The 25,703-nt window shown below is 67.5% G+C and carries 26 protein-coding genes and 1 tRNA gene; 19 read left to right on the forward strand and 8 right to left on the reverse strand.

Annotated features, from left to right (window positions below):
* Nucleotides 1-146: 146 nt before the first annotated feature.
* The 4 genes from pnp to M7H45_RS08795 all read left to right on the forward strand — a co-directional run bounded on the left by pnp (nt 147) and on the right by M7H45_RS08795 (nt 5,366).
* Nucleotides 147-2,300, forward strand: coding sequence for a polyribonucleotide nucleotidyltransferase (gene pnp / locus M7H45_RS08780; protein ID WP_298216140.1), 2,154 nt, complete (start codon nt 147-149; stop codon nt 2,298-2,300).
* A 65-nt stretch (nt 2,301-2,365) separates the two neighbouring features.
* Nucleotides 2,366-3,625, forward strand: coding sequence for an MFS transporter (locus tag M7H45_RS08785; RefSeq protein ID WP_298216142.1), 1,260 nt, complete (start codon nt 2,366-2,368; stop codon nt 3,623-3,625).
* Between the two features lie 110 nt (nt 3,626-3,735).
* On the forward strand, nt 3,736-4,962 hold the full coding sequence (locus M7H45_RS08790) for an NAD(P)/FAD-dependent oxidoreductase (RefSeq protein WP_298216144.1): 1,227 nt from the start codon (nt 3,736-3,738) through the stop codon (nt 4,960-4,962).
* Nucleotides 4,959-5,366, forward strand: a complete 408-nt coding sequence (locus M7H45_RS08795; protein ID WP_298216146.1) for a RidA family protein — start codon at nt 4,959-4,961, stop codon at nt 5,364-5,366. The genes M7H45_RS08790 and M7H45_RS08795 overlap by 4 nt, the downstream gene beginning before the upstream one ends.
* Nucleotide 5,367: 1 nt before the next feature.
* On the opposite strand, the gene M7H45_RS08800 is transcribed toward M7H45_RS08795, so the two are convergent.
* On the reverse strand, nt 5,368-6,045 hold the full coding sequence (locus tag M7H45_RS08800) for a DUF1028 domain-containing protein (protein ID WP_298216148.1): 678 nt from the start codon (nt 6,043-6,045) through the stop codon (nt 5,368-5,370).
* 93 nt (nt 6,046-6,138) lie between these two features.
* Here M7H45_RS08800 and M7H45_RS08805 point away from each other — a divergent pair, with 93 nt between their 5' ends.
* Nucleotides 6,139-7,056, forward strand: a complete 918-nt coding sequence (locus M7H45_RS08805) for a LysR family transcriptional regulator (RefSeq protein WP_298216151.1) — start codon at nt 6,139-6,141, stop codon at nt 7,054-7,056.
* Here M7H45_RS08805 and argE read toward each other — a convergent pair.
* The gene (argE, locus tag M7H45_RS08810; RefSeq protein WP_298216152.1) at nt 7,053-8,186 is read right to left on the reverse strand and encodes an acetylornithine deacetylase; all 1,134 of its coding nucleotides are present in this window, start codon (nt 8,184-8,186) and stop codon (nt 7,053-7,055) included. The two genes, M7H45_RS08805 and argE, sit on opposite strands and share 4 nt — an antisense overlap.
* Before the next feature lie 190 nt (nt 8,187-8,376).
* Between argE and M7H45_RS08815 the strand changes: the two genes are divergently transcribed.
* Both M7H45_RS08815 and M7H45_RS08820 read left to right on the forward strand, forming a co-directional pair.
* Nucleotides 8,377-8,529, forward strand: coding sequence for a hypothetical protein (locus M7H45_RS08815; RefSeq protein ID WP_298216154.1), 153 nt, complete (start codon nt 8,377-8,379; stop codon nt 8,527-8,529).
* Nucleotides 8,530-8,548: 19 nt separating this feature from the next.
* Complete coding sequence (locus tag M7H45_RS08820) at nt 8,549-9,928, forward strand: cytosine permease (RefSeq protein ID WP_298216156.1); 1,380 nt, start codon at nt 8,549-8,551, stop codon at nt 9,926-9,928.
* 21 nt (nt 9,929-9,949) lie between these two features.
* Here M7H45_RS08820 and M7H45_RS08825 read toward each other — a convergent pair whose 3' ends face one another.
* The 5 genes from M7H45_RS08825 to M7H45_RS08845 all read right to left on the reverse strand — a co-directional run bounded on the left by M7H45_RS08825 (nt 9,950) and on the right by M7H45_RS08845 (nt 12,798).
* Entirely contained in the window at nt 9,950-10,954 is a 1,005-nt protein-coding gene (locus tag M7H45_RS08825) for an SIS domain-containing protein (RefSeq protein WP_298216158.1), read from the reverse strand.
* Nucleotides 10,951-11,772, reverse strand: coding sequence for a 3-deoxy-8-phosphooctulonate synthase (gene kdsA, locus M7H45_RS08830; RefSeq protein WP_298216190.1), 822 nt, complete (start codon nt 11,770-11,772; stop codon nt 10,951-10,953). The genes M7H45_RS08825 and kdsA overlap by 4 nt, the downstream gene beginning before the upstream one ends.
* 26 nt (nt 11,773-11,798) lie before the next feature.
* The gene (locus tag M7H45_RS08835) at nt 11,799-12,104 is read right to left on the reverse strand and encodes an ETC complex I subunit (protein WP_298216160.1); all 306 of its coding nucleotides are present in this window, start codon (nt 12,102-12,104) and stop codon (nt 11,799-11,801) included.
* Nucleotides 12,105-12,161: 57 nt separating this feature from the next.
* A tRNA-Pro gene (locus tag M7H45_RS08840) sits at nt 12,162-12,235 on the reverse strand.
* Between the two features lie 167 nt (nt 12,236-12,402).
* Nucleotides 12,403-12,798 (reverse strand): OmpA family protein, encoded by a 396-nt coding sequence (locus tag M7H45_RS08845; protein WP_298216161.1) that lies wholly within the window; start codon nt 12,796-12,798, stop codon nt 12,403-12,405.
* A 101-nt stretch (nt 12,799-12,899) separates the two neighbouring features.
* Between M7H45_RS08845 and M7H45_RS08850 the strand changes: the two genes are divergently transcribed.
* From M7H45_RS08850 to M7H45_RS08900, 11 genes are all read left to right on the forward strand, one after another.
* On the forward strand, nt 12,900-13,823 hold the full coding sequence (locus M7H45_RS08850; RefSeq protein WP_298216163.1) for an aspartate carbamoyltransferase catalytic subunit: 924 nt from the start codon (nt 12,900-12,902) through the stop codon (nt 13,821-13,823).
* Nucleotides 13,824-13,870: 47 nt separating this feature from the next.
* Complete coding sequence (locus tag M7H45_RS08855; RefSeq protein ID WP_298216165.1) at nt 13,871-15,094, forward strand: dihydroorotase family protein; 1,224 nt, start codon at nt 13,871-13,873, stop codon at nt 15,092-15,094.
* Nucleotides 15,091-15,684 (forward strand): glycerol-3-phosphate 1-O-acyltransferase PlsY, encoded by a 594-nt coding sequence (gene plsY / locus M7H45_RS08860; RefSeq protein ID WP_298216167.1) that lies wholly within the window; start codon nt 15,091-15,093, stop codon nt 15,682-15,684. Before M7H45_RS08855 ends, plsY begins: the two co-directional genes overlap by 4 nt.
* Complete coding sequence (locus tag M7H45_RS08865; RefSeq protein WP_298216169.1) at nt 15,681-16,052, forward strand: hypothetical protein; 372 nt, start codon at nt 15,681-15,683, stop codon at nt 16,050-16,052. Before plsY ends, M7H45_RS08865 begins: the two co-directional genes overlap by 4 nt.
* Complete coding sequence (dprA, locus tag M7H45_RS08870; RefSeq protein WP_298216171.1) at nt 16,045-17,154, forward strand: DNA-processing protein DprA; 1,110 nt, start codon at nt 16,045-16,047, stop codon at nt 17,152-17,154. Before M7H45_RS08865 ends, dprA begins: the two co-directional genes overlap by 8 nt.
* Before the next feature lie 45 nt (nt 17,155-17,199).
* Nucleotides 17,200-19,875, forward strand: coding sequence for a type I DNA topoisomerase (gene topA / locus M7H45_RS08875; RefSeq protein WP_298216173.1), 2,676 nt, complete (start codon nt 17,200-17,202; stop codon nt 19,873-19,875).
* Between the two features lie 210 nt (nt 19,876-20,085).
* Nucleotides 20,086-20,415, forward strand: a complete 330-nt coding sequence (gene hfq, locus M7H45_RS08880) for an RNA chaperone Hfq (RefSeq protein WP_298216175.1) — start codon at nt 20,086-20,088, stop codon at nt 20,413-20,415.
* A gap of 15 nt (nt 20,416-20,430) precedes the next feature.
* Nucleotides 20,431-21,711 (forward strand): GTPase HflX, encoded by a 1,281-nt coding sequence (hflX, locus tag M7H45_RS08885; protein WP_298216177.1) that lies wholly within the window; start codon nt 20,431-20,433, stop codon nt 21,709-21,711.
* The gene (locus M7H45_RS08890; RefSeq protein WP_298216179.1) at nt 21,708-22,526 is read left to right on the forward strand and encodes an inositol monophosphatase family protein; all 819 of its coding nucleotides are present in this window, start codon (nt 21,708-21,710) and stop codon (nt 22,524-22,526) included. Before hflX ends, M7H45_RS08890 begins: the two co-directional genes overlap by 4 nt.
* A 218-nt stretch (nt 22,527-22,744) precedes the next feature.
* Entirely contained in the window at nt 22,745-23,482 is a 738-nt protein-coding gene (locus M7H45_RS08895) for a response regulator transcription factor (RefSeq protein ID WP_298216181.1), read from the forward strand.
* 161 nt (nt 23,483-23,643) lie between these two features.
* Nucleotides 23,644-24,912 carry a type III PLP-dependent enzyme gene (locus M7H45_RS08900; protein ID WP_298216183.1) on the forward strand — a complete coding sequence of 423 codons (1,269 nt, stop codon included), beginning with the start codon at nt 23,644-23,646 and terminating at the stop codon, nt 24,910-24,912.
* A gap of 6 nt (nt 24,913-24,918) precedes the next feature.
* Here M7H45_RS08900 and M7H45_RS08905 read toward each other — a convergent pair whose 3' ends face one another.
* Entirely contained in the window at nt 24,919-25,110 is a 192-nt protein-coding gene (locus tag M7H45_RS08905) for a YqaE/Pmp3 family membrane protein (protein ID WP_298216186.1), read from the reverse strand.
* A 97-nt stretch (nt 25,111-25,207) separates the two neighbouring features.
* Between M7H45_RS08905 and M7H45_RS08910 the strand changes: the two genes are divergently transcribed.
* Complete coding sequence (locus M7H45_RS08910) at nt 25,208-25,645, forward strand: HPr kinase/phosphorylase (RefSeq protein WP_298216187.1); 438 nt, start codon at nt 25,208-25,210, stop codon at nt 25,643-25,645.
* Nucleotides 25,646-25,703: the final 58 nt, after the last annotated feature.

The raw sequence follows: 25,703 nt of genomic DNA on the forward strand, positions 1-25,703 counted from the left end.
GCTCCCGCGGCGTTTCCGGCCACATGGTCCGTGGTTGCGGCTTTATGCCCCAGCCAGACCCATGCCGCCCGAGGCGCCGCCCGAACCTCCGGCCCAAGCGCGATTTTCCGAAGCATGCTCCGTCTGGCCGCGCATGGAGTATGTCGATGTTCGATAAATATTTCCGCAAGGAATTGGAGTGGGCGGGCAAACCGCTGATTTTGGAAACCGGCAAGATCGCCCGCCAGGCCGATGGCGCGGTGGTGGCCGCTTATGGCGATACCGTGGTGCTGGCCACGGTGGTGGGAGCCAAGGCGCCGAAGCCGGGGCAGGATTTCTTTCCGCTCACCGTCAATTATCAGGAAAAATTCTATGCGGCGGGCCGGATTCCCGGCGGCTTTTTCAAGCGTGAGGGCCGCCCGACCGAGCGCGAGACGCTGGTGTCCCGCCTGATCGACCGGCCGATCCGCCCCCTTTTCCCCGATAATTTCCGCAACGAGGTGCAGGTCATCGTCACCGTTCTCAGCCATGACCTGGAGAACGAGCCGGATATCGTCGCCATGGTCGCGGCCTCGGCGGCGCTGACCCTGTCCGGCATCCCCTTCTTCGGCCCCGTGGGCGGGGCGCGCGTCGGCTACGTCAATGGCGAATACGTGCTGAACCCGACCGTGAGCCAGAGCGCGGAGAGCGTTCTCGACCTCGTGGTGGCGGGCACCACCGAGGGCGTGCTGATGGTGGAATCCGAGGCCTCGGAACTCTCCGAGGAGGTGATGCTGGGGGCGGTGACCTTCGGCCATGCCGGGTTCCAGCCGGTGATCCAGGCGATCATCGAGCTCGCCGAGGCGGCCGCCAAGGAGCCTTGGACGCTTCCCGAGGAATCCGAGGAGATCAAAACGCTGCGGAGCCGGGTGGACGCGCTGGCGCGCCCGAGCCTGACCGAGGCATACCGGGAGACACAGAAGCAGGCGCGGCAGGAGAAGATCGCCGCCGCCAAGAAGGCCGCCGCCGAGAAGCTGGCCGAGGAAGGCCTGAACGTCGAGGCCGCCAAGGGGCTGTTCAAGGAGCTGGAGGCGGATATCGTCCGCAACGCCATCCTCGATACCGGGCTGCGCATCGATGGCCGCGACACCCGGACGGTGCGGCCCATCGTGGCGGAGGTGGGCATATTGCCCCGCACCCATGGTTCGGCGCTGTTCACCCGGGGCGAGACGCAGGCGCTGGTGATAGCCACGCTGGGCACCGCGCAGGATGAGCAGGTGGTGGACGCGATCGAGGGCGAGTTCAAGGAGCATTTCATGCTCCATTACAACTTCCCGCCCTTCTCGGTGGGGGAGACGGGCCGCATGGGCTCGCCCGGCCGCCGCGAGGTGGGCCACGGCAAATTGGCCTGGCGCGCCATCCACCCCCTGCTGCCCAGCAAGGAGGCGTTTCCCTACACGCTGCGGGTGGTCTCCGAGATCACCGAATCCAACGGCTCATCCTCGATGGCGACCGTCTGCGGCACCTCTCTGGCGCTGATGGATGCGGGCGTGCCGCTGAAATCCCCGGTGGCGGGCATCGCCATGGGGCTGATCAAGGAGGATAAGGGCTTTGCCGTCCTCTCCGATATTCTCGGCGATGAGGATCATCTGGGCGACATGGATTTCAAGGTCGCCGGCACCGAGGCGGGCGTGACCTCCCTGCAGATGGACATCAAGATCACCTCGATCACCCCGGAGATCATGCGCATCGCCCTGGAGCAGGCCAAGCACGGGCGGCTGCACATATTGGGCGAGATGTCCAAGGCGCTGACCGGATCGCGCGATGTCGTCTCCTCCAACGCGCCGAAGATCGTGACGATCAACGTTCCCAAGGACAAGATCCGCGACGTGATCGGCACGGGCGGCAAGGTGATCCGCGAGATCGTCGAGACCACCGGCGCCAAGGTCGATATCAACGATGACGGCACCGTGAAGATCGCCGCCGCGGACGATGCGAAAATCCAGGCCGCGATCGACAAGATCAGGGGCATCGTCGCCGAGCCGGAGCTGGGCGCGATCTATACCGGCAAGGTGGTGAAGACGGCCGATTTCGGCGCCTTCGTCAATTTCCTCGGCGCCAAGGACGGGCTGGTGCATATCTCGGAGCTGGCCCCGGGCCGGGTCGCCAAGACCACGGACGTGGTCAAGCAGGGCGACACGGTGAAGGTCAAGGTCGTCGGGTTCGACGAGCGCGGCAAGGTGAAGCTTTCCATGCGCGTCGTTGACCAGGAGACCGGCGAGGACATCTCCGACAAGGTGGGCGCCAAGGGCGGCCGCCGGGACGCCGCCGTCGAGGCCTGAAGCGCGCCGGGGCTGTTTAGGATGGGGGCTGAAAAGCCCCCATCGTGATTCTTAGGGAGTGTGAGATGGGGCAATCGCGGAGCGGGCGCTGGCGGATGATCGCGGCTGCCTCGGCGGGGAACGCGCTGGAATTCTACGATTTCTTCATTTACGGTTTTTTCGCCCTCAGCCTGTCCAAGTCGTTTTTTCCCGGCCATGACCAGACGGCGCGGCTGCTGCTGACCTTCGGCACCTTTGGCCTCTCCTTCTTCGCCCGGCCCGTCGGCGCGCTGGCGCTGGGCGCCTATGCCGACGCCAAGGGGCGGTCGGCGGCGATGATCCTCGCCGTGGCGATGATGAGCCTTTCCATGTTGCTGATGACGGTTCTGCCTGGCTATGAGCGGATCGGCCTGCTCGCCCCGGTGGGGGTGCTGCTGGCCCGGCTGGTCCAGGGCTTCGCCCTGGGCGGGGAGTTTGGCAGCGCCACCGCCCTGATGATCGAGCATTCCGCCGGGGCGGAGACCGAGGCCGCGACCTGGCAGGGGGTGAGCCAGAATCTCGCCGGGCTGATGGCGGCGGGCGTGGCCTGGCTCCTCTCCTCAGCGGGTCCCACGGTGTTCGGCGTGCCGGCCTTCCGCCTGGCCTTCGCCCTCGGCGTGCTGGGCGGCGGGGTGGCGCTGTTGCTGCGCCGGCGTCTGGGCGAGGCGCCGGTCTTCCTCGAACAGAAGGAGAAGGCCGTCCCGCTGCCGCCTGCCGGCCAGGTGGCGCAAGGCGTCGCCATCGCCGGGGGCATGGTGGCGGCGGGGGCGGCGCAGACCTATCTGCTGCTCTATTTGCCGACCTATGCCCAGACGGAGCTCGGCCTGCGGACCTCCCAGGCTTTGGGCACGGTGTGCCTGCTCTATCTGGCGCTGCTGCTGCTGACGCCGTTGCGCTTGTTCATCGCCCGGCATTTCGACGCCAAACGCCAGAGCCGCTACATGTTGGCCTCCTGCCTCGCCAACGCCGCTCTCGCCTATCCCGCCTTCATCCTTCTCGCGCGCTGGCCGGGCCAGGCGGCGCTGTTTCTGCTGCCGCTGCTCTTCAACCTCGTCTCGCTTCCCTATAACGCGCCGCTCAACGGCTTCATGGGGCTCGTATTCTCGGTGCGGGAGCGGGGGCTGGGGCTGTCGCTCGGCTACGCGCTCGGCATCGCCGTGTTCGGCGGGGCGGCGCCGTTCATCTTCACCTGGCTGATCGCGGTAACGGGCAATCCCCGCAGCCCGGCTCTCTATCTGGTTTTTTCCGCCTTCATCACCCTGGCCGCGATCTGGGCGGGGCGGCGGCGTTTGCGCTCCCGCGCCTGAGCGCCGCTTTTCCCGGCATCATCTTCAGAAAAGCAAAACCAGAAGGTTCATAATTTTTTCTTTTTCTAAGAAGGCGGCTTGGCTATCGGTTGGATGAGAAGGGAGCCGTCATGCCGCTGGAAACCGTCGAAACGCTGATCATCGGGGGCGGCCAGGCCGGCATCGCGATGAGCCGGCATTTAGGGGCGCTGGGCTTGCCGCATCTGGTGGTGGAGCGCCACCGCATCGCCGAGCGCTGGCGCTCCGAGCGGTGGGATTCGCTGGTCGCCAATGGTCCCGCCTGGCACGACCGCTTTCCAGACCAGGACTATGCCCGCACCCCGCCGGAGGGCTTTCCTCCCGCCGCGGAAATCGCCGATTACCTCGTCAGCTATGCGGAGCGGGTGAAGGCGCCGGTGCGCACCGGGGTGGAGGTGAGGGAGCTGCGCGCGGAGGGGAAGGGGTTCGTGGCCGAAACCACCCAAGGGCCGGTGAGAGCAAACAACGTCGTCACCGCCACCGGGCCGTTCCAGCGCCCCCTGATCCCCACGCTGGTGCCCCAGGCGGCGGGGTTCGCGCAGCTTCATTCGGCCCAGTACCATAATCCGGCGCAACTGCCCGAGGGAGCGGTGCTGGTGGTGGGCGCCGGCTCTTCCGGCGTGCAGATCGCGGAGGAGCTGCGCCAGGCCGGGCGTGAGGTTTACCTCTCCGTCGGCCCGCATGACCGCCCCCCGCGCCGGTATCGCGGCAAGGATTTCGTCTGGTGGCTGGGTGTGCTCGGGCTATGGGACGCGAAGGCGGCGCAACCGGGCATGGCGCATGTCACCATCGCGGTGAGCGGCGCGAATGGCGGCCACACCGTGGATTTCCGCCGCCTGGCCGCCAGCGGCATCACCCTGCTGGGCCGCGCCGGCGTCTATGAGGAGGAGGTGCTGCATTTCGCGCCGGATCTGGCCCGCAACATCGCGCTGGGCGACGCCAATTACCTTGGCATGCTGGACGCCGCCGACGCCTATGCCGCGCGGGAGGGGCTGGATTTGCCGGAGGAGCCCGAGGCGCGGCGCCTGGCGCCGGACCCGGATTGCGTGACCAGCCCGCTGCTCAAACTCGATCTCAAGCAAGCGGGCGTTGGCGCGATCATCTGGGCCACCGGCTACGCGCCCGATTTCGGCTGGATGCGGTTCGGCATCTTCGATCAGCTCGGCAATCCCCGCCACCAGCGCGGCGTGTCCGAGGTGCCGGGCCTATATTTCCTTGGCCTGCCCTGGCTCTCCCGCCGCGCCTCCGCCTTCATCTGGGGCGTTTGGCACGATGCCGGGTATCTGGCCGGGCACATCGCCGCACGGAGACGCGCATGATCCATAAACGCATCCGCCCGTTCAACACCCGCGACACCTATCCGGAGCAGCGGCTCGACAATGATCTCTGCCAGGCGGTGGTGGCGGGCAAGACGATTTATCTGCGCGGCCAGGTGGCGCAGGATCTCGAAACGCGGGACAACGTCGCGGTCGGCGACCCGGCGGGACAGGCCGAGAAGGTGATGGAGAACATTGCCCTGCTGCTGGGCGAGTGCGGCGCCTCGCTCGGCCATATCTGCAAGGTTACCATCTACCTCACCGATATCCGCCACCGGGAGGCGGTGTATCGCGTGCTCGGCCGCTGGCTGAAGGGGGTCTACCCAGTTTTCACCGGTCTCGTGGTGGTGGCGCTCGCGCGGCCGGAATGGCTGGTCGAGGTCGATGTGATCGCCGAGCTGGAGTGAGCTATTCGTCGCCCGGCACCCCGTAGCTGGGGGCCGCCGCGGGGTTGAGGGCGCGGGTCACGTAATCGCGCATTTGCGGCGCCCATATCTCCCAAAAGCGGGAGAGTTCGCTCAGCGGTTCGTCATGCCAGTCCACCCGCAAATCCGCGAGCGGCCAGGCCTCGCGCTCCGCCACCAGCAGCCCGGCGGAGCGCAGGCTTCCCGCCTCGCCCCCCGCCGCCAGCCCGGCCTGCATCGCCGTCACCATGCGCGCGCCGAGTTCCGCCGCCGGGTCGGCGGCCCGGAAGGCGGCGAGAACCGCCGCCGGCACGCCGGGATTGGCGAGGAGGTTGCCCGCCGCAACCGCGCCATCGCCCACCGCCTCGGCATAAACCCCCAGCGTTTTCGCCCCCGACCACGCCGCCGCCCGCCCGGAGGAATCCAGCACCGTGAGCTGCCGGTATTCAGCAAAGGTCGCGGCGGCGCGCACCTGGGCGAGCGCCGCCGCCGCGTCCAGCCCCTGGGAAAGGGCCGCGAGCAAAGCCGGGCCGAGCCGCGGATCGGTGACGTTCTGCGTGGTGGCCGCGCCCAGCCCGGCCCGGACATAAGCGCAGCGCGCCGCCACCGCTGGCGAGGACGAGGCGACGGAAACAGCGAATTGGCCGGTGCGGCGGCAATGCGCAATGAGGGAAAAGGTCATCGGCGTGCGTCTCCGTTCGCGCGCATCATGTTGCCAGCCGCCCGGTTTTGTAAATTATATTCATACGAAGTTCCGCATCGAAAAGACCTAACCATGCGCTTCACCCTCAAACAGATCGCCTATTTCGTCGCCACGGCGGAAACCGGCAGCATCACCCTGGCCTCGGAGCGGGTGAACATCTCGCAGCCTTCCATCTCCTCGGCGATCACGGCGCTGGAGGAGGCGTATGGCATCCAGCTTTTCATCCGCCACCACGCCCAGGGGCTGTCCCTCACCGCCGAGGGGCAGCGTTTTTTGCGCGAGGCCCGGGCGTTGCTGCTCCAGGCCGAGGAGGTGGAGAACGCCGCCCTGCTCATTTCCACGCGCGTTGCCGGGCCGCTCGAAATCGGCTGTCTTTCGACATTGTTTCCGCTGGTGGTGCCCGAGCTCATCTCCCGGTTCCGCAAGCGCCATGAGGCCGCGCGCGTCTTCGCCATCGCCGGCAGCCAGGCGGAGCTGTTCGAGCATCTGCGCACCGGGCGGATTTCCCTGCTGCTCACCTATGATCTCGCCATTTCGCCCGATATCGAATTCCTGCCGCTGGCGCCCGTGCCGCCCTATGCCTTCGTCGGCGCCAAGCACCGCTTCGCCCGCCGCCGCGCGGTGACGCTGCGCGAGCTCGCGGAGGATGATTTTTTGTTGCTCGATCTGCCGATGAGCCGGGATTACTTCCTGTCTCTGTTCCGCCAGGCCGGGGTAAATCCCAATATCACCGCCCGCTACGCTTATATCGAGGTGATACGCGGGCTGGTGGGGCGAGGGGAGGGGTACAGCCTGGCCAATGCGCGGCCGCGCAACCTTTCCACGCTGGACGGCCGCAAGCTCACCTATCTGGCGCTGGAGGACACGCTGCGCCCGCTGAACTATGGCATCGCTTTGTTTCGCGGGCTGCGGCGCACGCCGACCGCCGAGGCGTTCATCGAACTCTGCCGCGAGGTTCTGCTGGGCCAGGCCCTGCCGGGGATTCGTTAATGGAGCGTGGCGATCACCCGGTCGAGAAACGCGTCGCAGGCGGCGAGTTCCTCCGGGGTGACATCTTCATCCGCCTTATGGGCGCGGTCGATACTGCCGGGGCCGCAAATCACCGCCGGCAGGCCCAGGGTTTGCGTGAATAGCCCGGCCTCGGTGCCGAAGCCGGCCTTGCCGGTTTTCTGCGTGCCCGCCGCCGCCAGGGCGATCCGTGTGACCGCCGCGCCGGGTGGCGTTTCCACGCCCGGATAGGCGTTGGTGACGCGTATCTCTACCGCGCCGCCAGGGCTGGCGGCGGCCAGGCGCTCGCCCGCCTCCCGCAGCCGGGCGACGATCGCCTGCGGGTCATCGCCGGGCAGATGGCGGATCTCGAAGGCGATGTCACAGGCATCCGGGACAATATTGAGGGCGACGCCGCCCTTGATGAGGCCGGGTTGCAGGCTGGTGAACGGAAACGCAAAGGCGTCGTCCCGTTTCCCCCTTGCCAGATCCGCCTGGAGGGCGCGCATCTCCTCCAGCATGGCGCCCGCCAGCATGATGGCGTTGCAGCCAAGCGCCGGGTTGGCCGAATGCGCGGCCCAGCCCCGGCAGCACACGCAACCCGCGACCTTTCCCTTATGCCCGGTGAACACGCGCATTTCCGTCGGCTCACCGATGATGCATCCCTGCGCCTGAAAACGCTCCGCCCGCAACCGGTCCAGCAGGTCGCGCACGCCGACGCAGCCGATCTCTTCATCATAGGAGAAGGCCAGATGCAGCGGCCGCGCGAGTTTCGCCGGGTCGCACCGCTCCGCGGCGGTGAGCATGGCGGCCAGAAATCCCTTCATGTCGGAGGCGCCGCGCGCGTAAAGCCGCCCCTGCCTCTCGGTGAGGGTGAAGGGATCGCTATGCCAGTCCTGGCCGGTGACCGGCACGACATCGCTATGGCCGGAGAGAACGATCCCCGCCCCCGTGCTGGGACCGAGGCTCGCCAGCATGTTGAATTTTCCCGGCTGCGCCCCGGCGAGAAGATGAATGCGCCCGCCCGCTTCCGTGATCCTCCGCGCCGCGTAACGGATCAGCGCCTCGTTGCTCTCAGAGCTGACCGTGGGAAAGGCGGCGAGCGCGGCCAAGGTGGCGATGGTGGGGGACATGGCCGGAGTTTAGCAAAGCGGCACGCCATGGCCACCCTGTGGCTCACGGAGGGCAGGGGGAGGGCACATCTGCCTTTTCTTTGGGCGGAACCATGGCTGAGCCTGCGTCCTGCTTCAATAAATTCAATGCAACACGGATGAAAATTAGGCTAGGTATCGGAGTCAATAATGCAAGAGAAGTTTTCCGCTGATGCCGCGCGACGGGCGCTGGTCGGCGGCGGTGTTCGCCGGGCGCCGCTATGCCGAGGAATTGGGCACCCCGGCCGATCCCGGCCGCCCGCCGTTCAAACGGGAGGTTGCCGAGCTCTTACCCTACGATCCCGCCACCCTGTTGGCGGGTTGAACCCAGAAAGGAGACTTCCATGGCCACCGAGCGCCCAGCCGCTGTCGAGCAGCACACCATTTATCAAATTCCCCATGACGAGCGCCACGGCACGTTCCGCGATCTGTTCACCATCTGGTTCGGCTCCAACATCATGATGCTCACCATCGTGACCGGCGCCCTGGCCACCACCGTCTTCAAGCTGGATTTCCTGGCCTCGCTTCTCGCCATCGCCATCGGCAATTTCGTCGGCGCCATTTTCATGGCGCTCCACGCCGCGCAGGGGCCCCGGCTCGGCGTGCCGCAAATGGTGCAGACGCGCGGGCAGTTCGGCTCGATGGGCGCGGTGCTGGTGGTTGGCATCGTCATCATCATGTATGTGGGCTTTCTCGCCTCCAACATCGTGCTCGGCGGCCAATCCCTGCACAGCATCATCCCCGGCGTTGACGAGAAGCTGTTCATTATCCTCATCGCCGCCATCAGCGTCGTCGCCACCATTTTCGGGCATGACCTGATTCATGCCTATACCCGCTTCCTCACCTTCGCCTCGGGCGCGGCGCTGGCGCTCACGTTCATATGGATGATCTTCGTTCATGGTCTGCCCGCGGGCGTGCTGCGGATGAACGGCTTCACCATAGCCGGCTTTTGCTCGATGATTTCCGTCGGCGCGCTCTGGCAGATCGCCTACGCCCCTTATGTCTCCGACTACACGCGCTATATGCCGCACGACACCGGCGCCGTTCCGGCTTTCTGGGCGTCCTATCTCGGCTGTTCGCTCGGCTCCATCCTGCCGATGATCCTGGGCGCCCTGCTCGGCCTCGTGGCGGCGAATGGCGATCCGGTGACGGGGCTGACCGCCTATACCGGCGCGGCCGCCATCCCCATCGTGCTGGTCTTTTCGGTCGGCATCGCCGGGACCAACGCCATGAATCTCTATTGCGGCGTGCTCTCCACCATCACGCTTCTCCACACCTTTGCCCCGCAATGGCGGGCGGGCCCGGCGGCGCGCATCGTCACCGCCATCGTCATCACCCTCATCGGCCTGGGGATCGCCTTGTTCGCGGCCGGCAATTTCCTCGAAACCTACACCAATTTCATTCTGCTGCTGCTCTATGTCCTGGTGCCCTGGACCGCGATCAATCTGGTCGATTACTACCTCGTGCGCCATGGCAATTACGAGGTGGAGTCGTTTTTCACCGCCGCCGGGGGCGTTTATGGGCGCTATAACAGGCTGGCGATCGGCTGCTATCTGTTCGGCATCGTCATTCAACTGCCCTTCGTGGATACCGCGCTCTATACCGGCCCCATCGCGCGCATGCTGGGCGGCATCGACCTCTCCTGGATCGTCGGCCTCGCCGTGGTCAGCCCGGTTTATTACGTGCTGGCCAAACGCCACGCGCCGCGGCTGGCGGCGGCGTGAGAATGTTTGGATTCAAATGCTCTAAGCCACCCCGGCGCGGAGCAGATCGTGGATATGCAGCACCCCCACCGGGCGCCCCGCCTCCACCACGAACATGCAGGTGATGCTGGCATCGCTCATCCGGGCCAGCGCCTCGGCGGCGAGGGCGTCGGCGGTGATCGTCTGGGGCGGTTGGCGGCGGCCCATCGCCTCATCCACCTTCATATCCCGGAACCCGCCCTGGAAGGCGCGGCGCAGATCGCCATCGGTCAGCACGCCAACCAGCGCCCCCGCCTCATCCACCACGGCGGCGATGCCGAAGCGCTTGGAGGTCATCTCGACGATCCCGTCCGAGAGCGCCATGCCCTCGCGCACCAGCGGCACCTCCTCGCCTTTATGCATCAGCTGGCCGACGCTGAGCAGCTGCGCCCCCAGCCGGCCGCCGGGATGGTAGCGGCGAAAATCCTTGGCGGAAAAACCGCGCCGCTCCAGCAGGACCATGGCCAGCACATCCCCCGCCACAAGCTGCATGGTGGTGCTGGTGGTGGGGGCAAGGCCGTTGGGGCAGGCTTCCTCGGCGGCGGGAAGATACAAGCCGATATCCGCCGCCTTGCCCAAAGCGGAGCCGGGCCGGGAGGTGAGGGCGATGAGCCGGTTGCCGAAACGCCTTGTATAGGTGATGAGATTGGCGAGTTCCGGCGCCTCCCCCGACCAGGAGAGGGCGAGCACCACGTCGCGCGGCGCGATCATGCCGAGATCGCCGTGGCTCGCCTCGGCGGGATGGACAAAATGGGCGCGCGTGCCGGTGCTGGCCAGCGTCGCGGCGATCTTGCGGCCGATATGGCCGGATTTACCCATGCCGGTGACGATGACCGCGCCGCCGCTTTGCTCGATGGCGTCGGCGGCGGCGAGAAACGCCTCCGCCAGCCCCTCGGCCAAGGCGGCGCGCATGGCGGCGAGGCCGTTCATCTCGGTGTCGATGGTGGCGGTGATTCGCGCCCGCTCCCGCGCCCGCCCGTCCGCCTGGATGGCCGCCGCCCCGCTCATGCCGCCGCCTCCTTGGCCAGCCGGTCGAAGCGCATCAGCCGGCGCAGCAGCGGCTCGAAATCCTTGAGCGCGATCATGTTCGGCCCATCCGAGGGCGCGTGATCCGGGTCCGGATGTGTCTCGATGAACAACCCGGCCACCCCCACCGCCACCGCGGCGCGGGCCAGCACCGGCACGAATTCCCGCTGCCCGCCGGAGGAAGCGCCTTGGCCGCCCGGCTGTTGCACGGAATGGGTGGCGTCGAAAATCACCGGGGCGCCGGTGGCGGCCATCACCGGCAGGCCACGGAAATCCGAGACCAGCGTGTTATAGCCGAAGCTGGTGCCGCGCTCGGTGAGCAACACCCGGGAATTGCCGGAACCGGTGAGCTTGGCCACCACGTTGCCCATATCCCAGGGGGCGAGAAACTGGCCCTTCTTCACGTTCACCACCGCGCCGGTCCGCGCCGCGGCGGTCAGCAGATCGGTCTGGCGGCAGAGAAAGGCGGGGATCTGTAAAATATCCACCACCCCCGCCAGGGGATCGCATTGCCCGCGCTCATGCACGTCCGTGAGCAGCGGCAGGCCGTAGCGGGCCTTGATCTCGGCGAAGATCGCCAAGGCGGCGTCCAGCCCCACGCCGCGCGCGCCGGTGAGGCTGGTGCGGTTCGCCTTGTCGAAGGATGATTTGAAAACGAGGCCGATGCCGAGCCGCGCGCTGATCTCCTTCAGCGCCGCCGCGCATTCCAGGGCATGCTGGGCGCTTTCGATCTGGCATGGCCCGGCGATGACCGCCAGCGGCAGGGCGTTGCCAAAACGCACGCCGCCCGCAGTGACGATGGAGTCGGGCGGGGAGGGGGGGCCGCTCAATGGGTCCAGTTTTCCTTGCGGTCCGGGCGGAAATTATCGGCATAGGATTTCGGCTTGCGCAGATGCGCCGCCGGCAGCTCAAGGTCGTAGGGAATGCCATGCGCCTCGGCATAGGCGATCGCCGCCTCCTTGGTGGCGAAGGTCAGCTTGATCTGCTGGCGCATATCGTCGGAGCCGGTCCAGCCCATCAGCTGGTCGCGCAGTTTGGGCCGCTCCGGCTCATATTGCAGCACCCAGCGCCGCGTTCCCGCCAGGCCGGATTGCATGGCGGATTTGGGAGGCAGAAAGATATGAGCCCGCATGGTTTTCTCTCCTGACTGGCCGGGCGCCCGGATCGCGATGACGTATGCAAAATACCGTCGGAGCGAGAGGATTCGAACCTCCGGCATCCAGCTCCCAAAGCTGGCGCTCTACCAGGCTGAGCTACGCTCCGTGCGATGGGTACTAAACAAAAAACTATCGAATGGCGAGATGCCCCCGTCAGAAAGCGATGACCGCCTGTGCGAAACCCATTACTTTCCATAATATAGATTCTGCGATTTTTGTCGGTGGGAAATAAAGGGCGGTATCGCGCCCGCCCCTTGGCTTAACCTCGGATTTTTAGCCGCCGATCCGGATCAGCACCCGCCGGTCGGCCTGGACCGGCGTCCCGGGCGCCACCAGCTTCGGCTTGATCTCGCCCACGGTATCGACCCGCAGCCGTTCGCGCGCCACCCCATCCGCCACCAGCTGGTTGGCCACCGCCTGCGCCCGCGCCTGGGCGAGCTGCTCATTCGCCTGGGTATCTCCCACGCTATCCGCCGCGCCGGTCACCTCCACCGGCGCATCCGGCTGGGCGTTGGCCGCCTTCGCCACCGTGGCGATGGTGGTCAGCGCCGGCTGGTCGAGCGCGGCCGACCAGGGCTGGAAAAACACCGGCGTGGCGGGCGGCGTCTGCGGGGCGGAGGCGCAGCCCCCCAGCCCGGCCAGCATGCTGAATATGATGATTTTTTTCATGAAGCCCCCTTATTTTACAATGTATCATGTTATGAAGGCGGATAAAAAATCAACCGCTCTCATCTCCCGCGGCGCCGGATTATGGGTTAAGGCTGGCGGCCATGGCGCCGCTGAAACACCTGCTGGGGATCGAAGGGCTCAACCCGGTCGCCGTCACCAATCTGCTGGATCTCGCGGAAAGCTACGCCCTTCTCAACCGTTCCGGCAAAACCCAGCGCGACCTGCTGCGCGGGCGCACCCTCATCAACCTGTTCTTCGAGGATTCCACCCGCACCCGCACCAGCTTCGAGCTGGCGGGCCGCCGCCTCGGCGCGGATGTGGTCAACATGGCCGTCGCCACCAGCTCCGTCTCCAAGGGCGAGACCCTGCTGGACACCGCCGCCACGCTCAACGCCATGAATTGCGACCTCCTGGTCGTGCGGCATAACAGCTCCGGCGCCCCCGCCCTGCTCGCCCAGAAGGTCGGCGCCTCCGTCATCAATGCCGGGGACGGCACGCATGAGCACCCCACCCAGGCGCTGCTGGACGCGCTCACCATCCGCCGCAACAAGGGCCGCCTCTCCGGCCTCACCATCGCCATTTGCGGCGACATCGCCCATTCCCGCGTCGCCCGCTCCAACATCCTCTTGCTGACGATGATGAATAATTTCGTCCGCCTCGTCGGCCCCCCCACCCTCATGCCGGGCGGCATCGGCGTCGGCGGGGTCGAGATTTTCCACGACATGGCGGCGGGGCTGCAAGGCGCGGATATCGTCATGATGCTGCGCCTGCAAAAAGAGCGCATGTCCGGCGGCCCCGTCCCCTCCTCGCGCGAGTTCTTCGCCTTTTACGGGCTGGACCGCGCGAAGCTGGCCCATGCCAAGCCGGACGCCCTCATCATGCATCCCGGGCCGATGAACCGGGGCGTGGAGATTGCCAGCGAGGTCGCGGACGACCCCCAGCGCTCACGCATCAAGGAGCAGGTGGAGATGGGTGTGGCCGTCCGCATGGCGGTGCTGGAAACCTGCGCGCGGAGCAATTATTGAATATTTTATTTCGTAAAATCAAATATTTGGACGAGTCAGCTCAACATATGCATGAAGGTGAGCTGCTGGTCCTGAACGGCCGCATCGCCGATCACGGCCCCTCCCTCGGCGCGCCGGAAGGGGTGGAGATCATCGAGGCGGAGGGCGCGGTGCTCTGCCCCGGCCTGGTCGATCTGCGCGCCGCCATCGGCGAGCCGGGATATGAATATCGCGAGACCATCGCCGCCGCCGCCGAGGCCGCCGCCGCGGGCGGCATCACCACCCTGGCGGTGCTGCCGGAGACGCAGCCGGTGATCGACGACCCCGCCTTGGTGCGCTTCATCCGCGCCCGGGGGGAGGAAACCGGCAGCCTCACCCTCCTCCCCTATGCCGCCGCCACGCGCGGGCTGGCGGGGCGGGAGCTGGCGGAATACGGGCTGTTGCAGGCGGCCGGGGCCGTCGCCTTCACCGATGGCGCGCGGCAGATCGCCTCCTCGCGCATCATGCGCCTCGCCCTCGCCTATGCCGCCGGGTTCGGCGCGCGCATCGTCCAGCATCCCGAGGATGCCGGCCTCGCCCAGAGCGGCGCCGCCACCGCCGGGGCGCGCGCCACCTGGATGGGCCTGCCCGGCATCCCCGCCGCCGCCGAGGCGATCGGCGTCGCCCGGGACATCCGCCTCGCCGCGCTCACCGGGGGCGCGGTGCATTTCGCCCATGTCTCCACCGGCGAGGCGCTGGACCTCATCCGCGCCGCCAAGGAACAGGGCCTCAACATCACCTGCGACACCGCCCCGCCCTATTTCGATCTCACCGAGACGGCCATCGGCGATTACCGCACCTACGCCAAGCTCTCGCCCCCCTTGCGCGGCGAGGCCGACCGCCAGGCCGTGGTCGCGGCCCTGCGCGATGGCACGGTGGACGCCATCGCCTCCGACCATCAGCCACGCGACGCGGATGACAAGCGCCTGCCCTTCGCCGATGCCGCGCCCGGCGGGGCCGGCCTCGCCACCCTGCTCGCCGTCACCCTGGCGCGGGTGCAGAACGGGGATCTGACCCTGCCCCAGGCTCTCGCGCTGCTCACCCTGCGCCCCGCCGCCTGGCTCGGCATCGAGGCCGGGGCGCTGGCCCGCGGCCGCCCGGCGGATCTCTGCCTGTTCCATCCGGAAAAATCCTGGCAGGTTCAGGCCGGGAAGCTGCCGGGCAAGGCGCAGAACACGCCGTTTGACGGCCGCGCCCTGGAGGGCGTGGTGCTCGGCACCTGGAAGGCGGGGCGGAGGGTGTTCGGGGCATGATCGCGTATTATCTCACCGTGGCGTCATTCGGGTATCTCATGGGCAGCGTGCCCTATGGGCTGCTGCTCACCCGGCTGGCGGGGCTCGGGGACATCCGGGCCATCGGCTCCGGCAATATCGGCGCCACCAACGTGCTGCGCACGGGCAGCAAAAAACTGGCGGCGGCCACTCTGCTGCTGGACGCGCTCAAGGGCACGGTCACCGTGCTGTTGGTCCGGCATCTCGGCCATCACGGCGTCGCCCTGGCGGGCATCTGCGCCTTTCTCGGGCATCTCTTCCCGTTCTGGCTCGGCTTCAAGGGCGGCAAGGGGGTCGCCACCGGCTTCGGCGTGTTCTTCGGCATCGCCTGGCCGGTGGGGGTCATCTGCTGCGCCGTCTGGCTGCTGGCGGCGCTGCTGTTCCGCTATTCCTCGCTGGCGGCGCTGGCCGCCTATGCGGCCGCCCCCTTCGCGGCGTGGTATTTCGACGGCGAGGCCGGGCTCGGCGTCGCGCTGTTCATCGCGCTGATGGTCTATTGGCGGCACGCCGCCAATATTGGCCGCCTCGCCACCGGGCAGGAGCCGCGCATCGGCCGGAAATCCCCGGCATGAGGCGCTGTCTCCCCCTCGCCTTTTTCCTGTTGGCCGGCCCGGCCCTGGCGCTCAGCCATTTCCAGGCCAACCGCATCCATATCTTCACTCCCGCCGGCTGCCCCGCCGCCTATAACCCGGTCTGGATCACCCTTGGCGCCGGCCAGGCGGCGCCCGGCTTTCACAACGTCACCGCGCCGCAATTCGACGAGATCGGCGCGCTGCTCACCGGCAACCAGCCGGGCCAGACGGAGGCCGCCCTCGCCAGCCAGCCCGGCGCCTGCGGGCTGATCGCCAGTTTTTACGAGAATGCCAGCCCCGCCGGGGCCTGGCCCATCCCCGCCGAAAAACTGCCCCAGCTTCTCGCCATCCTCAACGGCAATGGCTGATCCGCTCAGCCTGTTGCGGCTGGCGCGCTCGGAGGGCGTCGGCCCCCTCACCTACCGGCGGCTGCTGGCCCGTTTCGCGGGGCCTGAGGAGGCGCTGGCCGCCCTGCCCGCTTTGGCGGCGGCGGGCGGGCGGGCGCACCCGCCCCGCGTTCCGTCCCCGGAGGAGGCGCGGCGGGAATGGGAGGCGGTGCGCCGGCTGGGCGGGCGGTTCCTGTTCCTGGACGAGCCCGGCTACCCGCCCCTGCTCGCGGAGCTTGCCAATGCCCCGCCCGTCCTCGCCGTGCTGGGAGACGCGGCCCTGCTGGCCGCGCCCGCCATCGCCATCGCCGGGGCGCGCAACGCCTCGGCCAACGGCCTCGCCCTCGCCGCCCAGCTCGCCGCCGAGCTCGCCCCCCATCTCACCATCGTCTCCGGCCTGGCGCGCGGCATAGATACCGCCGCGCATGAGGGCGCGCTGCGGGGCGGGCGCACCGTCGCCGTCATCGCCGGGGGGCTGGACGTGCCCTACCCGGCCGAGAATGCCGGGCTCCAGCGCCGCATCGCCGAGACTGGCGCGGTGGTCACCGAGGCGCCGCTCGGCACCGAGCCGCTCGGGCGGCATTTCCCCAAACGCAACCGCGTCATCGCCGGGCTCAGCCTCGGGCTGGTGGTCATCGAGGCCGCCCCCCGCTCCGGCTCGCTGCTCACCGCCCGCCTCGCCGCCGAGGCCGGGCGGGAAATCTTCGCCGTTCCCGGCTCCCCGCGCGACCCGCGCTCGCGCGGAGGGAACGACCTGCTCCGCCAGGGTGCCCATCTCACCGAAACCGCGGAGGACGTGCTCGCCAACCTGCCCGCCCACCCCGCCTTGCGCCGCGCCGCCCTCACCGGCTTCGCCGAGCCGCCGCCGCTCTGGGAGGATGACGCCCCCGGTCCGGATGAGCTGGAGCGCGGGCGGGGCGAGATCCCGTCTTTGCTGGGGGTGGAACCCGTCCTGGTTGACGAGATCGCCCGGCGCTGCCAACTCTCGCTGACGGCGGTGCGGACCGTCATTCTGGAACTGGAACTGGCGGGACGCGCGGAATGCCTGCCCGGAGACAAGGTGGTCCGCCCCGCGGATGGGTAAATCCGACCGGCGCCGGGCGGATGTTTGAGAGAATGGAACGGCTCGTTGACTGATATCGTCGTCGTCGAATCCCCCGCGAAGGCCAAGACGATCAATAAATATCTGGGGGATTCCTATAAGGTTCTGGCCAGTTTCGGCCATGTCCGCGACCTGCCCCCCCGGGACGGCTCGGTGCGCCCGGATGAGGATTTCGCCATGGACTGGCAGGCCGATGAGCGCGGCGCCCGCCAGCTCGGCGAGATCGCCAAGGCGCTGAAAGGAGCCAAGACGCTCTACCTCGCCACCGACCCGGACCGCGAAGGCGAGGCGATTTCCTGGCATGTCCAGGCGGCGCTGCTGGAGCGCAACGCGCTCAAGGGCGTGCACGTCAAGCGCGTCACCTTCAACGAGATCACCAAGAGCGCGGTCAAGGCCGCCATGGCCCACCCGCGCGACCTCGATACGCCGCTGATCGAGGCCTATCTCGCCCGCCGGGCGCTGGATTACCTGGTCGGCTTCACCCTCTCCCCGGTGCTGTGGCGCAAGCTGCCCGGCTCCCGATCCGCCGGGCGGGTGCAATCCGTCGCCCTGCGGCTCATCTGCGAGCGCGAGGCGGAGATCGAGGTTTTCAAGCCGCGCGAATACTGGACGGTGGAGGCGGCGCTGCTCTCCTCCACCGGCGCCCCCTACCCCGCCCGCCTCACCCATTACCAGGGCAAAAAGCTCGACCAGTTCGATCTGGCGGACGCAACGGCGGCCGCCGCCGCCAAGGCCGCGGTCGAGGCCGGGCAATTCAGCGTCGCCTCGGTGGAGAAAAAACGCGTCCGCCGCTCGCCGCCGCCGCCCTTCATCACCTCCACCCTGCAGCAGGAGGCGAGCCGCAAGCTCGGCTTCTCCTCCCAGCACACGATGCGCCTCGCCCAGCAGCTCTACGAGGGGGTGGAGATCGGCGGCGAGACGGTGGGGCTCATCACCTATATGCGGACGGATGGCGTCCAGCTGGCGCAGGAGGCGGTGAGCGCCATGCGCAAGCAAATCGCCGCCGAGTTCGGCGAGGCCTATCTCCCCGTGGCGCCGCGCGTCTACCAAAGCAAGGCGAAGAACGCCCAGGAGGCCCATGAGGCCATCCGCCCCACCGATACCGGGCTCAAGCCGGAGGCGGTGGCGCGCCGCCTCTCCCCGGACCAGGCCCGGCTTTACGAGCTGATCTACAAGCGCGCCCTGGCCTGCCAGATGGCCCCGGCGGAGCTGGACCAGACGGTGGTGGAACTCACCGACGGCAAGGGCCAGACCCTGCGGGCCACCGGCTCGGTCCTGGCCTTCGACGGGTTCCTGCGCCTCTATCGCGAGGATCAGGACGACCCCGCCGAGCAGGACGAGGACAGCCGCATCCTGCCGCCTCTGGCCAAGGGCGACCCGGCCCATACCCGCGAGGTCACCGCCACCCAGCATTTCACCCAACCGCCGCCCCGCTATTCCGAGGCCTCGCTGGTCAAGAAGATGGAGGAGCTGGGCATCGGCCGCCCCTCCACCTACGCCTCCATCCTCTCGGTGCTGCGCGAGCGCAATTATGTCCGGCTGGAAAACCGCCGCTTCGTGCCGGAGGACCGGGGCCGGCTGGTCACCGCCTTCCTGGTCAGCTTCTTCGCCCGTTATGTGGACACCGGCTTCACCGCCAATCTGGAGGAGGAACTGGACCGGATCGCCGAGGGCAGCGCCGATTGGCGCGAGGTGCTGCGCGCCTTCTGGGAGGATTTTTCCGCCGCCATCGCCCAGACCAAGGATCTCAAGATCTCGGACGTGATCGACGCGCTGGACGCCGATCTCGGTCCGCATTTCTTCCCCCCCCGGGAGGACGGCTCGGACCCGCGCGCCTGTCCGGCCTGCGGCACGGGCCGGCTGGGGCTGAAGCTGGGGCGCTATGGCAGCTTCATCGGCTGCTCGAATTACCCGGCCTGCCAGTACACGCGCAAGCTGGCGGTCGAGACTGGCGAGGAGGGGGACGACACCCTCAAAGACGGCGTGCGTGTGCTTGGCACCCATCCGGAAACGGGGGAGGAGATCACCCTGCGGCGCGGCCCTTACGGGCTTTATGTCCAGCAGGGCGAGCCCGACCCCGGCGACAAGAAAGCCAAGCCCAGGCGCGCCTCGCTGGCGCGGGGGATGGACGGGGCGAGCCTGACGCTGGAGGAGGCGCTCGGCCTGCTCTCCTTGCCCCGCCTGGTCGGGCTGCATCCGGAAACGGGGCAGAAGATCGAGGCCAATATCGGCCGCTTCGGCCCCTATGTGAAACTCGGCTCGCTCTACGCCTCGCTGGACCGTGATGACGACGTGCTGCATCTCGGCCTCAACCGGGCGATGGAGCTGATCGCCCGCAAGCAGGATTCGGTGAAAATCCTGGGGCCGCACCCCAAGGACGGGGCGGAAATCTCGGTGCGCAAGGGCCGCTTCGGCCCCTATGTGCAATGGGGCAAAACCGTCGCCAACCTGCCCAAGGGCACGGAGATGGAGAGTGTGAGCCTGGAGGAGGCGGTGGCGCTGCTGGCCGAGAAGGGCAAGACCCTGGCGCCGCGCGGCAGGAAGGGGGCGAAGGCGGCGCCCGCCCCCAAACCCGCCGCCGCGCCCAAGGCGGCGAAGCCGGCGGCGAAGGCCAAACCGGCAAAGGCCAAACCGGCGGGAAAAAAGAAAGCGCCCGCCCGCAAGCCCCCCGCCCCGCCCGTCAAAAAAACCGCCGCCCGTTAAAGCACTGATCATCTGAGTTGAATCATGGGCATGCGCTGCGACAACGCTCCCATGCGGCGGGTGCCCGTTGCCGGTTGGTTGCCGCGCCGCACAAATCCATTATATTCCAGGCATGGGCGGGGCGCGCCGCAGCCGCCTGAACTTGGAATTTTACGACCATCTCAATCACTCGTCCGGCAAAGCGGGCGACAAAAAACAAAGGATCGGGCTTTGGCCAACGAAAAATCGCAAAATGTGCAGGATGTCTTTCTCAATCATGTCCGTAAGAGCAAAACGCCGGTGACGGTGTTTCTCGTCAATGGCGTGAAGCTGCAGGGCGTCATCACCTGGTTCGATAATTTCTCCGTCCTGCTCCGCCGTGACGGTCATACCCAGCTCGTCTACAAGCACGCCATCAGCACGGTGATGCCGGGCGCGCCGATCATGCTCTTCGACGCCTCGCGGGCCGAGGGCGCCGCCACCGCCGCCCCGGCGGCGGGCGAGGCCGGACCCAGCACATTGAAACTCAGCCGCGCCGAGCCGCAGCATGAGCCGGAATGAGACGCGGATGACACGGTGAGGGACACGGCGCCGCCGCCCGCGCGCGCGGCGATCCTGCTGCCTTGGGACAGGCAGGCGGCCCATGCCGGCGGTCATAACCGCACCGCCGAGGCGCGGCTGGCCGAGGCCGTGGGTCTCGCCGCGTCGATCGGGCTGGTGGTCGTTTACGAGAAGACCTTCCCGCTGCGGGCCATCGCGCCCGCCACCTTGTTCGGCAAGGGCCAGGTGGAGGCGGCGGGCGCCGCGCTGCGCCAGGCCGGGGTGGATGTGGCGGTGGTGGATGCCACCCTCACCCCCGTGCAGCAGCGCAATCTGGAACGGGCCTGGGACACCAAGGTGATCGACCGCACCGGGCTGATCCTCGATATTTTCGGCGAGCGCGCCCGCACGCGGGAGGGCGCGTTGCAGGTGGAGCTGGCCCATCTCGAATATCAGCGCTCGCGCCTCGTCCGCTCCTGGACCCATCTCGAGCGCCAGCGCGGCGGGTTCGGCTTTCTCGGCGGCCCGGGCGAAACCCAGATCGAGACCGACCGGCGGCTGATCGGCGAGCGCATCGTCAGGCTGAAGGCGGAGCTTGAGGATGTGCGGCGCACGCGCGGCCTGCACCGGGGCGCGCGGCGGCGGGTGCCCTATCCGGTGGTGGCGCTGGTCGGCTACACCAATGCCGGCAAATCCACCTTGTTCAACGCCCTCACCGGCGCGGCCGTCACCGCCGAGAATCAGCTTTTCGCCACGCTCGATCCCACCATGCGCGGCCTCGTTCTGCCCTCGGGGCGGGAGATCATCCTCTCCGACACGGTGGGCTTCATTTCGGATCTGCCGACGGAACTCGTCGCCGCCTTCCGCGCCACGCTGGAGGAGGTGGCGGAGGCCGACCTCCTGCTGCATGTGCGCGATATTTCTCACCCGGATACCGAGGCGCAGGCCCGCGACGTGCGCGCCGTGCTCGACCGCATGGCCCAGGAGGGCACGCTGGACGAGGACTGGCCCCGGCGCACATTGGACGTGCTGAACAAGGCGGATCTGGCCGGCGGCGTGGCGCAGGTGGTGCAGGGCGAGGGCGTCGCCGTCTCGGCCCTCACCGGGGAAGGCCTGCCCCGGCTGCTCGCCGCCATCGATTCCCGCCTCGCCGCCTTCCGGGAGGTCTGCGATCTCGAATTGCCGGTGACGGACGGCGCGGGCATCGCCTGGGTCTACAACCATGGCGAGGTGCTGGGCCGCGAGGATGACGAGCGTCACGTCCGCCTGCGGGTGCGGCTCTCCCCGGAGGACAGAGCAAGGTTCGCCGCCCGATGAACGCCGACGATGCGCGAGCCGTCATGGAGTTGCTGCGTCATGTCGCCCGCACGGAAATTCTCACCCGCTTCAAAAAACTGCGCCCGGAGGATGTGCGCACCAAGGCGGGGCCGCTCGACCCGGTGACGGTGGCGGACGAGGCGGCGGAGCGGGCGCTGCGGGCCGGGCTCAACCGGCTTTTTCCGGCGGATGACGTGATCGGGGAGGAGGCGGTGGCGGATGGCGCCGCCAGTCTCGGCCGGCTGCGCGCCCCTGGCCGGGTATGGGTGCTGGACCCCATAGACGGCACCGCCAATTTCACCGCCGAATTGCCGCTCTTCGGCGTGATGGCGGCGCTGGTCGAGGCGGATGAGATATTGGCGGGCTTCATCTACGACCCGTTCGGGGATGATTGCGCGCTGGCGCTGCGGGGCGGGGGGGCGTGGCTCGTCGCGGCGGATGGCGCCCGCCGCCGCCTGCGCGTCGCCGCGCCCGTGCCGGTGAATCAGATGGTGGGCTCAATGTCCTGGCGTTATATGCCCGAGCCGTTGCGCGGGCATATTCTGCACCGGCTGGACCGGCTGGCCGCCGTTACCGATTATCGCTGCGCCGCGCATCAATACCGCATGCTGGCGGCGGGATATTGCCACGCCCAGATGTTCCGCAAGCTTTTGCCCTGGGATCACGCGGCGGGCGTGCTCCTGCATCGCGAGGCGGGCGGTTACGCCCGGCAATTCGATGGCGGGGAATATCACCCTTCCGCTACCGATGGCGGGTTGTTGCTCGCCCCGGACGAGGCGAGCTGGAACGCCCTCGCCGACGCCATACTTCGCTGATATAATTTAATATTTTTTAAGCGCCCCGCCGCGTCCTTCGCGGCGGCGGGTTAAATTCGCGCTCCGCGGAAAACTTCGTTCACCCATCTCGAATATAGTTGTTAATCTTTTCGCTTCGCGTTTCTTAAAAATAACACGCATTGCGTGCATTAAACAAAAAATATTGACATTATGCTATCGCCGGTTGTATTTCATGCCTCAACACCACGGAGGACATCATGAAAATTCTATCTTTTGATACTGGTGCCATTAAAAAAGATTACCTTACGGCCTTTCTACGCTCGCGCATGGCCATCGTCGATGAAACCAACGACCCGGCCGAGGTCCTCGATCTAGTTAAATTCTATGATTACGACGCGATCCTGCTGCGTGTGTCGGAGACCCGGATGGGAGACCTCGATCTCATTCGCAAGCTCCGCCTGGCCCGGGTCGCGGTGCCCATCATCGCCATCGCCCAGATGATGAGCGAGGCGGCGCGGCTGCGCGTTCTGCAAAGCGGCGCGGATGATCTCATCGTCGACGCGCTCTCCCATGAGGAAATCTTCATGAAGATACAGAACCTCATCCGTCGGTCCCGCGGCTTTCAAGACAACGCCCTGCGCATCGGTCGGGTCGAGATCAACATGAACGCGAAAAAAATCTTCGCCAACGGCAAGCCGGTCACGCTCACCAAAAAGGAATATCAGATCGCCGAGATCCTGGCGCTGCGCAAGGGCGTGGTTCTCAGCAAGGAAGCGATCCTCGATCATCTCTATGGCGGGCTGGACGAGCCCAACCCCAAGATCATCGACGTGTTCATCTGCAAGATCCGCAAGAAGCTCCAGCAGCTTGGCGTCAATGATTTCATCGAAACCAATTGGGGGCGCGGCTATATGGTCATCGACCACCGCCAGGACAAACCATCCCTGCCCGCGCCGCCCCACGCCCTGCCCCTCGCCAATCAGAGCGTGGCCTGACCTTCCGGGAAGGATTTGGTCCATCATCGAGACATATCCGGGCGGGGCATGACGAATATGAAATTCCGGGGAAGGATGCCTGACGCGGACTGAAAACATGGTATCATCGCCCGATCGTCCGGGGGCGGATCATCCGTCCCGAGATCAAGGGGATGAGATCGTTGAACGTAATCAAAACGCCGACCGGCGTGCAGGCGCCGCACCCTCTTGTCACCTTGCGTGGCAATGAATCCGGGCTTCCCAGCCATGATCTTCCCAGCGTGGAGAGCCTTGTCGCCTCTCTCCGGCCGGAGGAGCCGCTGCATTGCATACGCCCCCTGGCGATCACCGCCGCCGCTCGCGCCTTCGCCGCCGGTTTCCCGGGCGATGTGCTCTATGCCGTCAAATGCAACCCGGAACCCGCCGTGTTGCGCGCGGTCTGGGCGGGCGGCATCCGGCATTTCGATTGCGCCTCCATCGCCGAGGTTGAACTCGTCCGGCGGCTCTTTCCCGCCGCCATCATTCATTTCATGCATCCGGTGAAAGCCCGCTTCGCCATCCGCGAGGCGTGGACCAAGCATAACGTGCGCGACTTCATCCTCGATTCCGAGGCCGAGCTTCATAAAATCCTGGAGGAAACCGGTCAGGCGGCGGCCGCCCCCTCCGTCACGGCGGAGCGGCCCGGCCTGTTCGTCCGCTTCGCCCTGCCGGAGACCGGTGCCGCCATCAATCTTTCGCAAAAATTCGGCGCCGAGCCGGAGATGGCGGCCGCCCTCCTGCGCGCGGCGCGGCCCGTCGCGGCCCGGCTCGGCCTCGCCTTCCATGTCGGCTCGCAATGCCTGGCCCCCGCCGCCTGGGGCGAGGCCATCGCCATGGCGGGCGAGATCATCCGCGCCGCCGGCGTGCCGGTGGAGGTGCTGGATATCGGCGGCGGCTTTCCCGTCGCCTATCCGGATATGGAGCCGCCCCCCCTCTCCGCCTTCATGGCTGAGATCACAACCGCTTATGAGGCGTTGCGGATGCCGGGTCTCAGGTTATGGGCCGAGCCGGGCCGCGCCTTGGTCGGGGGCGGCGCCTCGGTCGTGGTGCAGGTGCAGCTGCGCCGGGGTGAGATGCTCTACATCAATGATGGCGTCTACGGCGCCCTCTCTGATGCGGGGGCGCTGCGCTTCCGCTTCCCCACCAGGCTGATCCCGGCCCGGCCCCGCCCCGGCGCGCCGGACGCGCCCTTTGGCTTCTTCGGCCCCACCTGCGATTCGCTCGACGTGATGCGCGGCCCGTTCTTCCTGCCGGCGGACGTGGCGGAGGGAGACTGGATCGAGATCGGCCAGCTCGGCGCCTATGGCGCCTGCCTGCGCACGGGCTTCAACGGCTTCGACCGCGCCACCCTGGCCGAGGTGCGGGACGGCCCGATGATGGGAACGCCCGGATACGGGCCGGAGCGGGAATGAGGCGCCTCAGCGCTGGCCCAGCGCGGCGCTGATCTTCCGGTCGGTCTTGTACTGGCTCAGCGCGTAGACCGACCAGATCGCCGCCGGCAGCCAGCCGATCAGCGTGAGCTGCAACACCAGGCAGATCAGCCCGGCGAAGGGCCGCCCGATGGTGAAAAATTGCAGCCAGGGCAGCAAAATGGCGAGAATGAGCCGCATATCCCCTCCGCTTGCGGGCGCGGCGGCATGGTGCCGGGGCCGCGCCGCTTGTCAATCCCTTTTCGCGGGGGCTGAATTTTGCCACAATCGTCTTACCATGCATTGGCACGCATCCTGCGCCGCCCGGCAAAGCCAGCCGGGCGGTGATGCCTTATTGATCCTCGGCCCCTCCGGCGCCGGGAAATCGGATCTGCTGCTGCGCCTCATCCATGCCGGCTTCACCCTGGTCGCGGATGACCAGGTCATCATCGAGGACGGCCAGGCCAGCCCACCCGCTCCCCTGGCCGGGCTGCTGGAGGTGCGCGGGCTCGGGTTGTTCCGCCTCGCCCATATCGCTCCCGCCCGGTTGCGCCTCGTCATCGCCCTGGGCGCAACCCCGGCGGAGCGCCTGCCCTCGCCCTGCCGCCATCCGGATCTCGGCCTGCCGCTCATCCATCTGGAGGCCGCCCATCCCGCCGCCCCGGCGCGGGCGGCCCTGGCGCTGGAGGCGGCGTGCGGGCGCGTCGCCGCCGTGGCGGGCGCCCTCGCGCCATGAACGGTTCGTCCGCCAAGGTGCAGATCGTGCTGGTCACCGGCCTCTCCGGCGCGGGCAA

The organism is Acidocella sp. (assembly GCF_027352905.1).
GTDB lineage: Bacteria > Pseudomonadota > Alphaproteobacteria > Acetobacterales > Acetobacteraceae > Acidocella.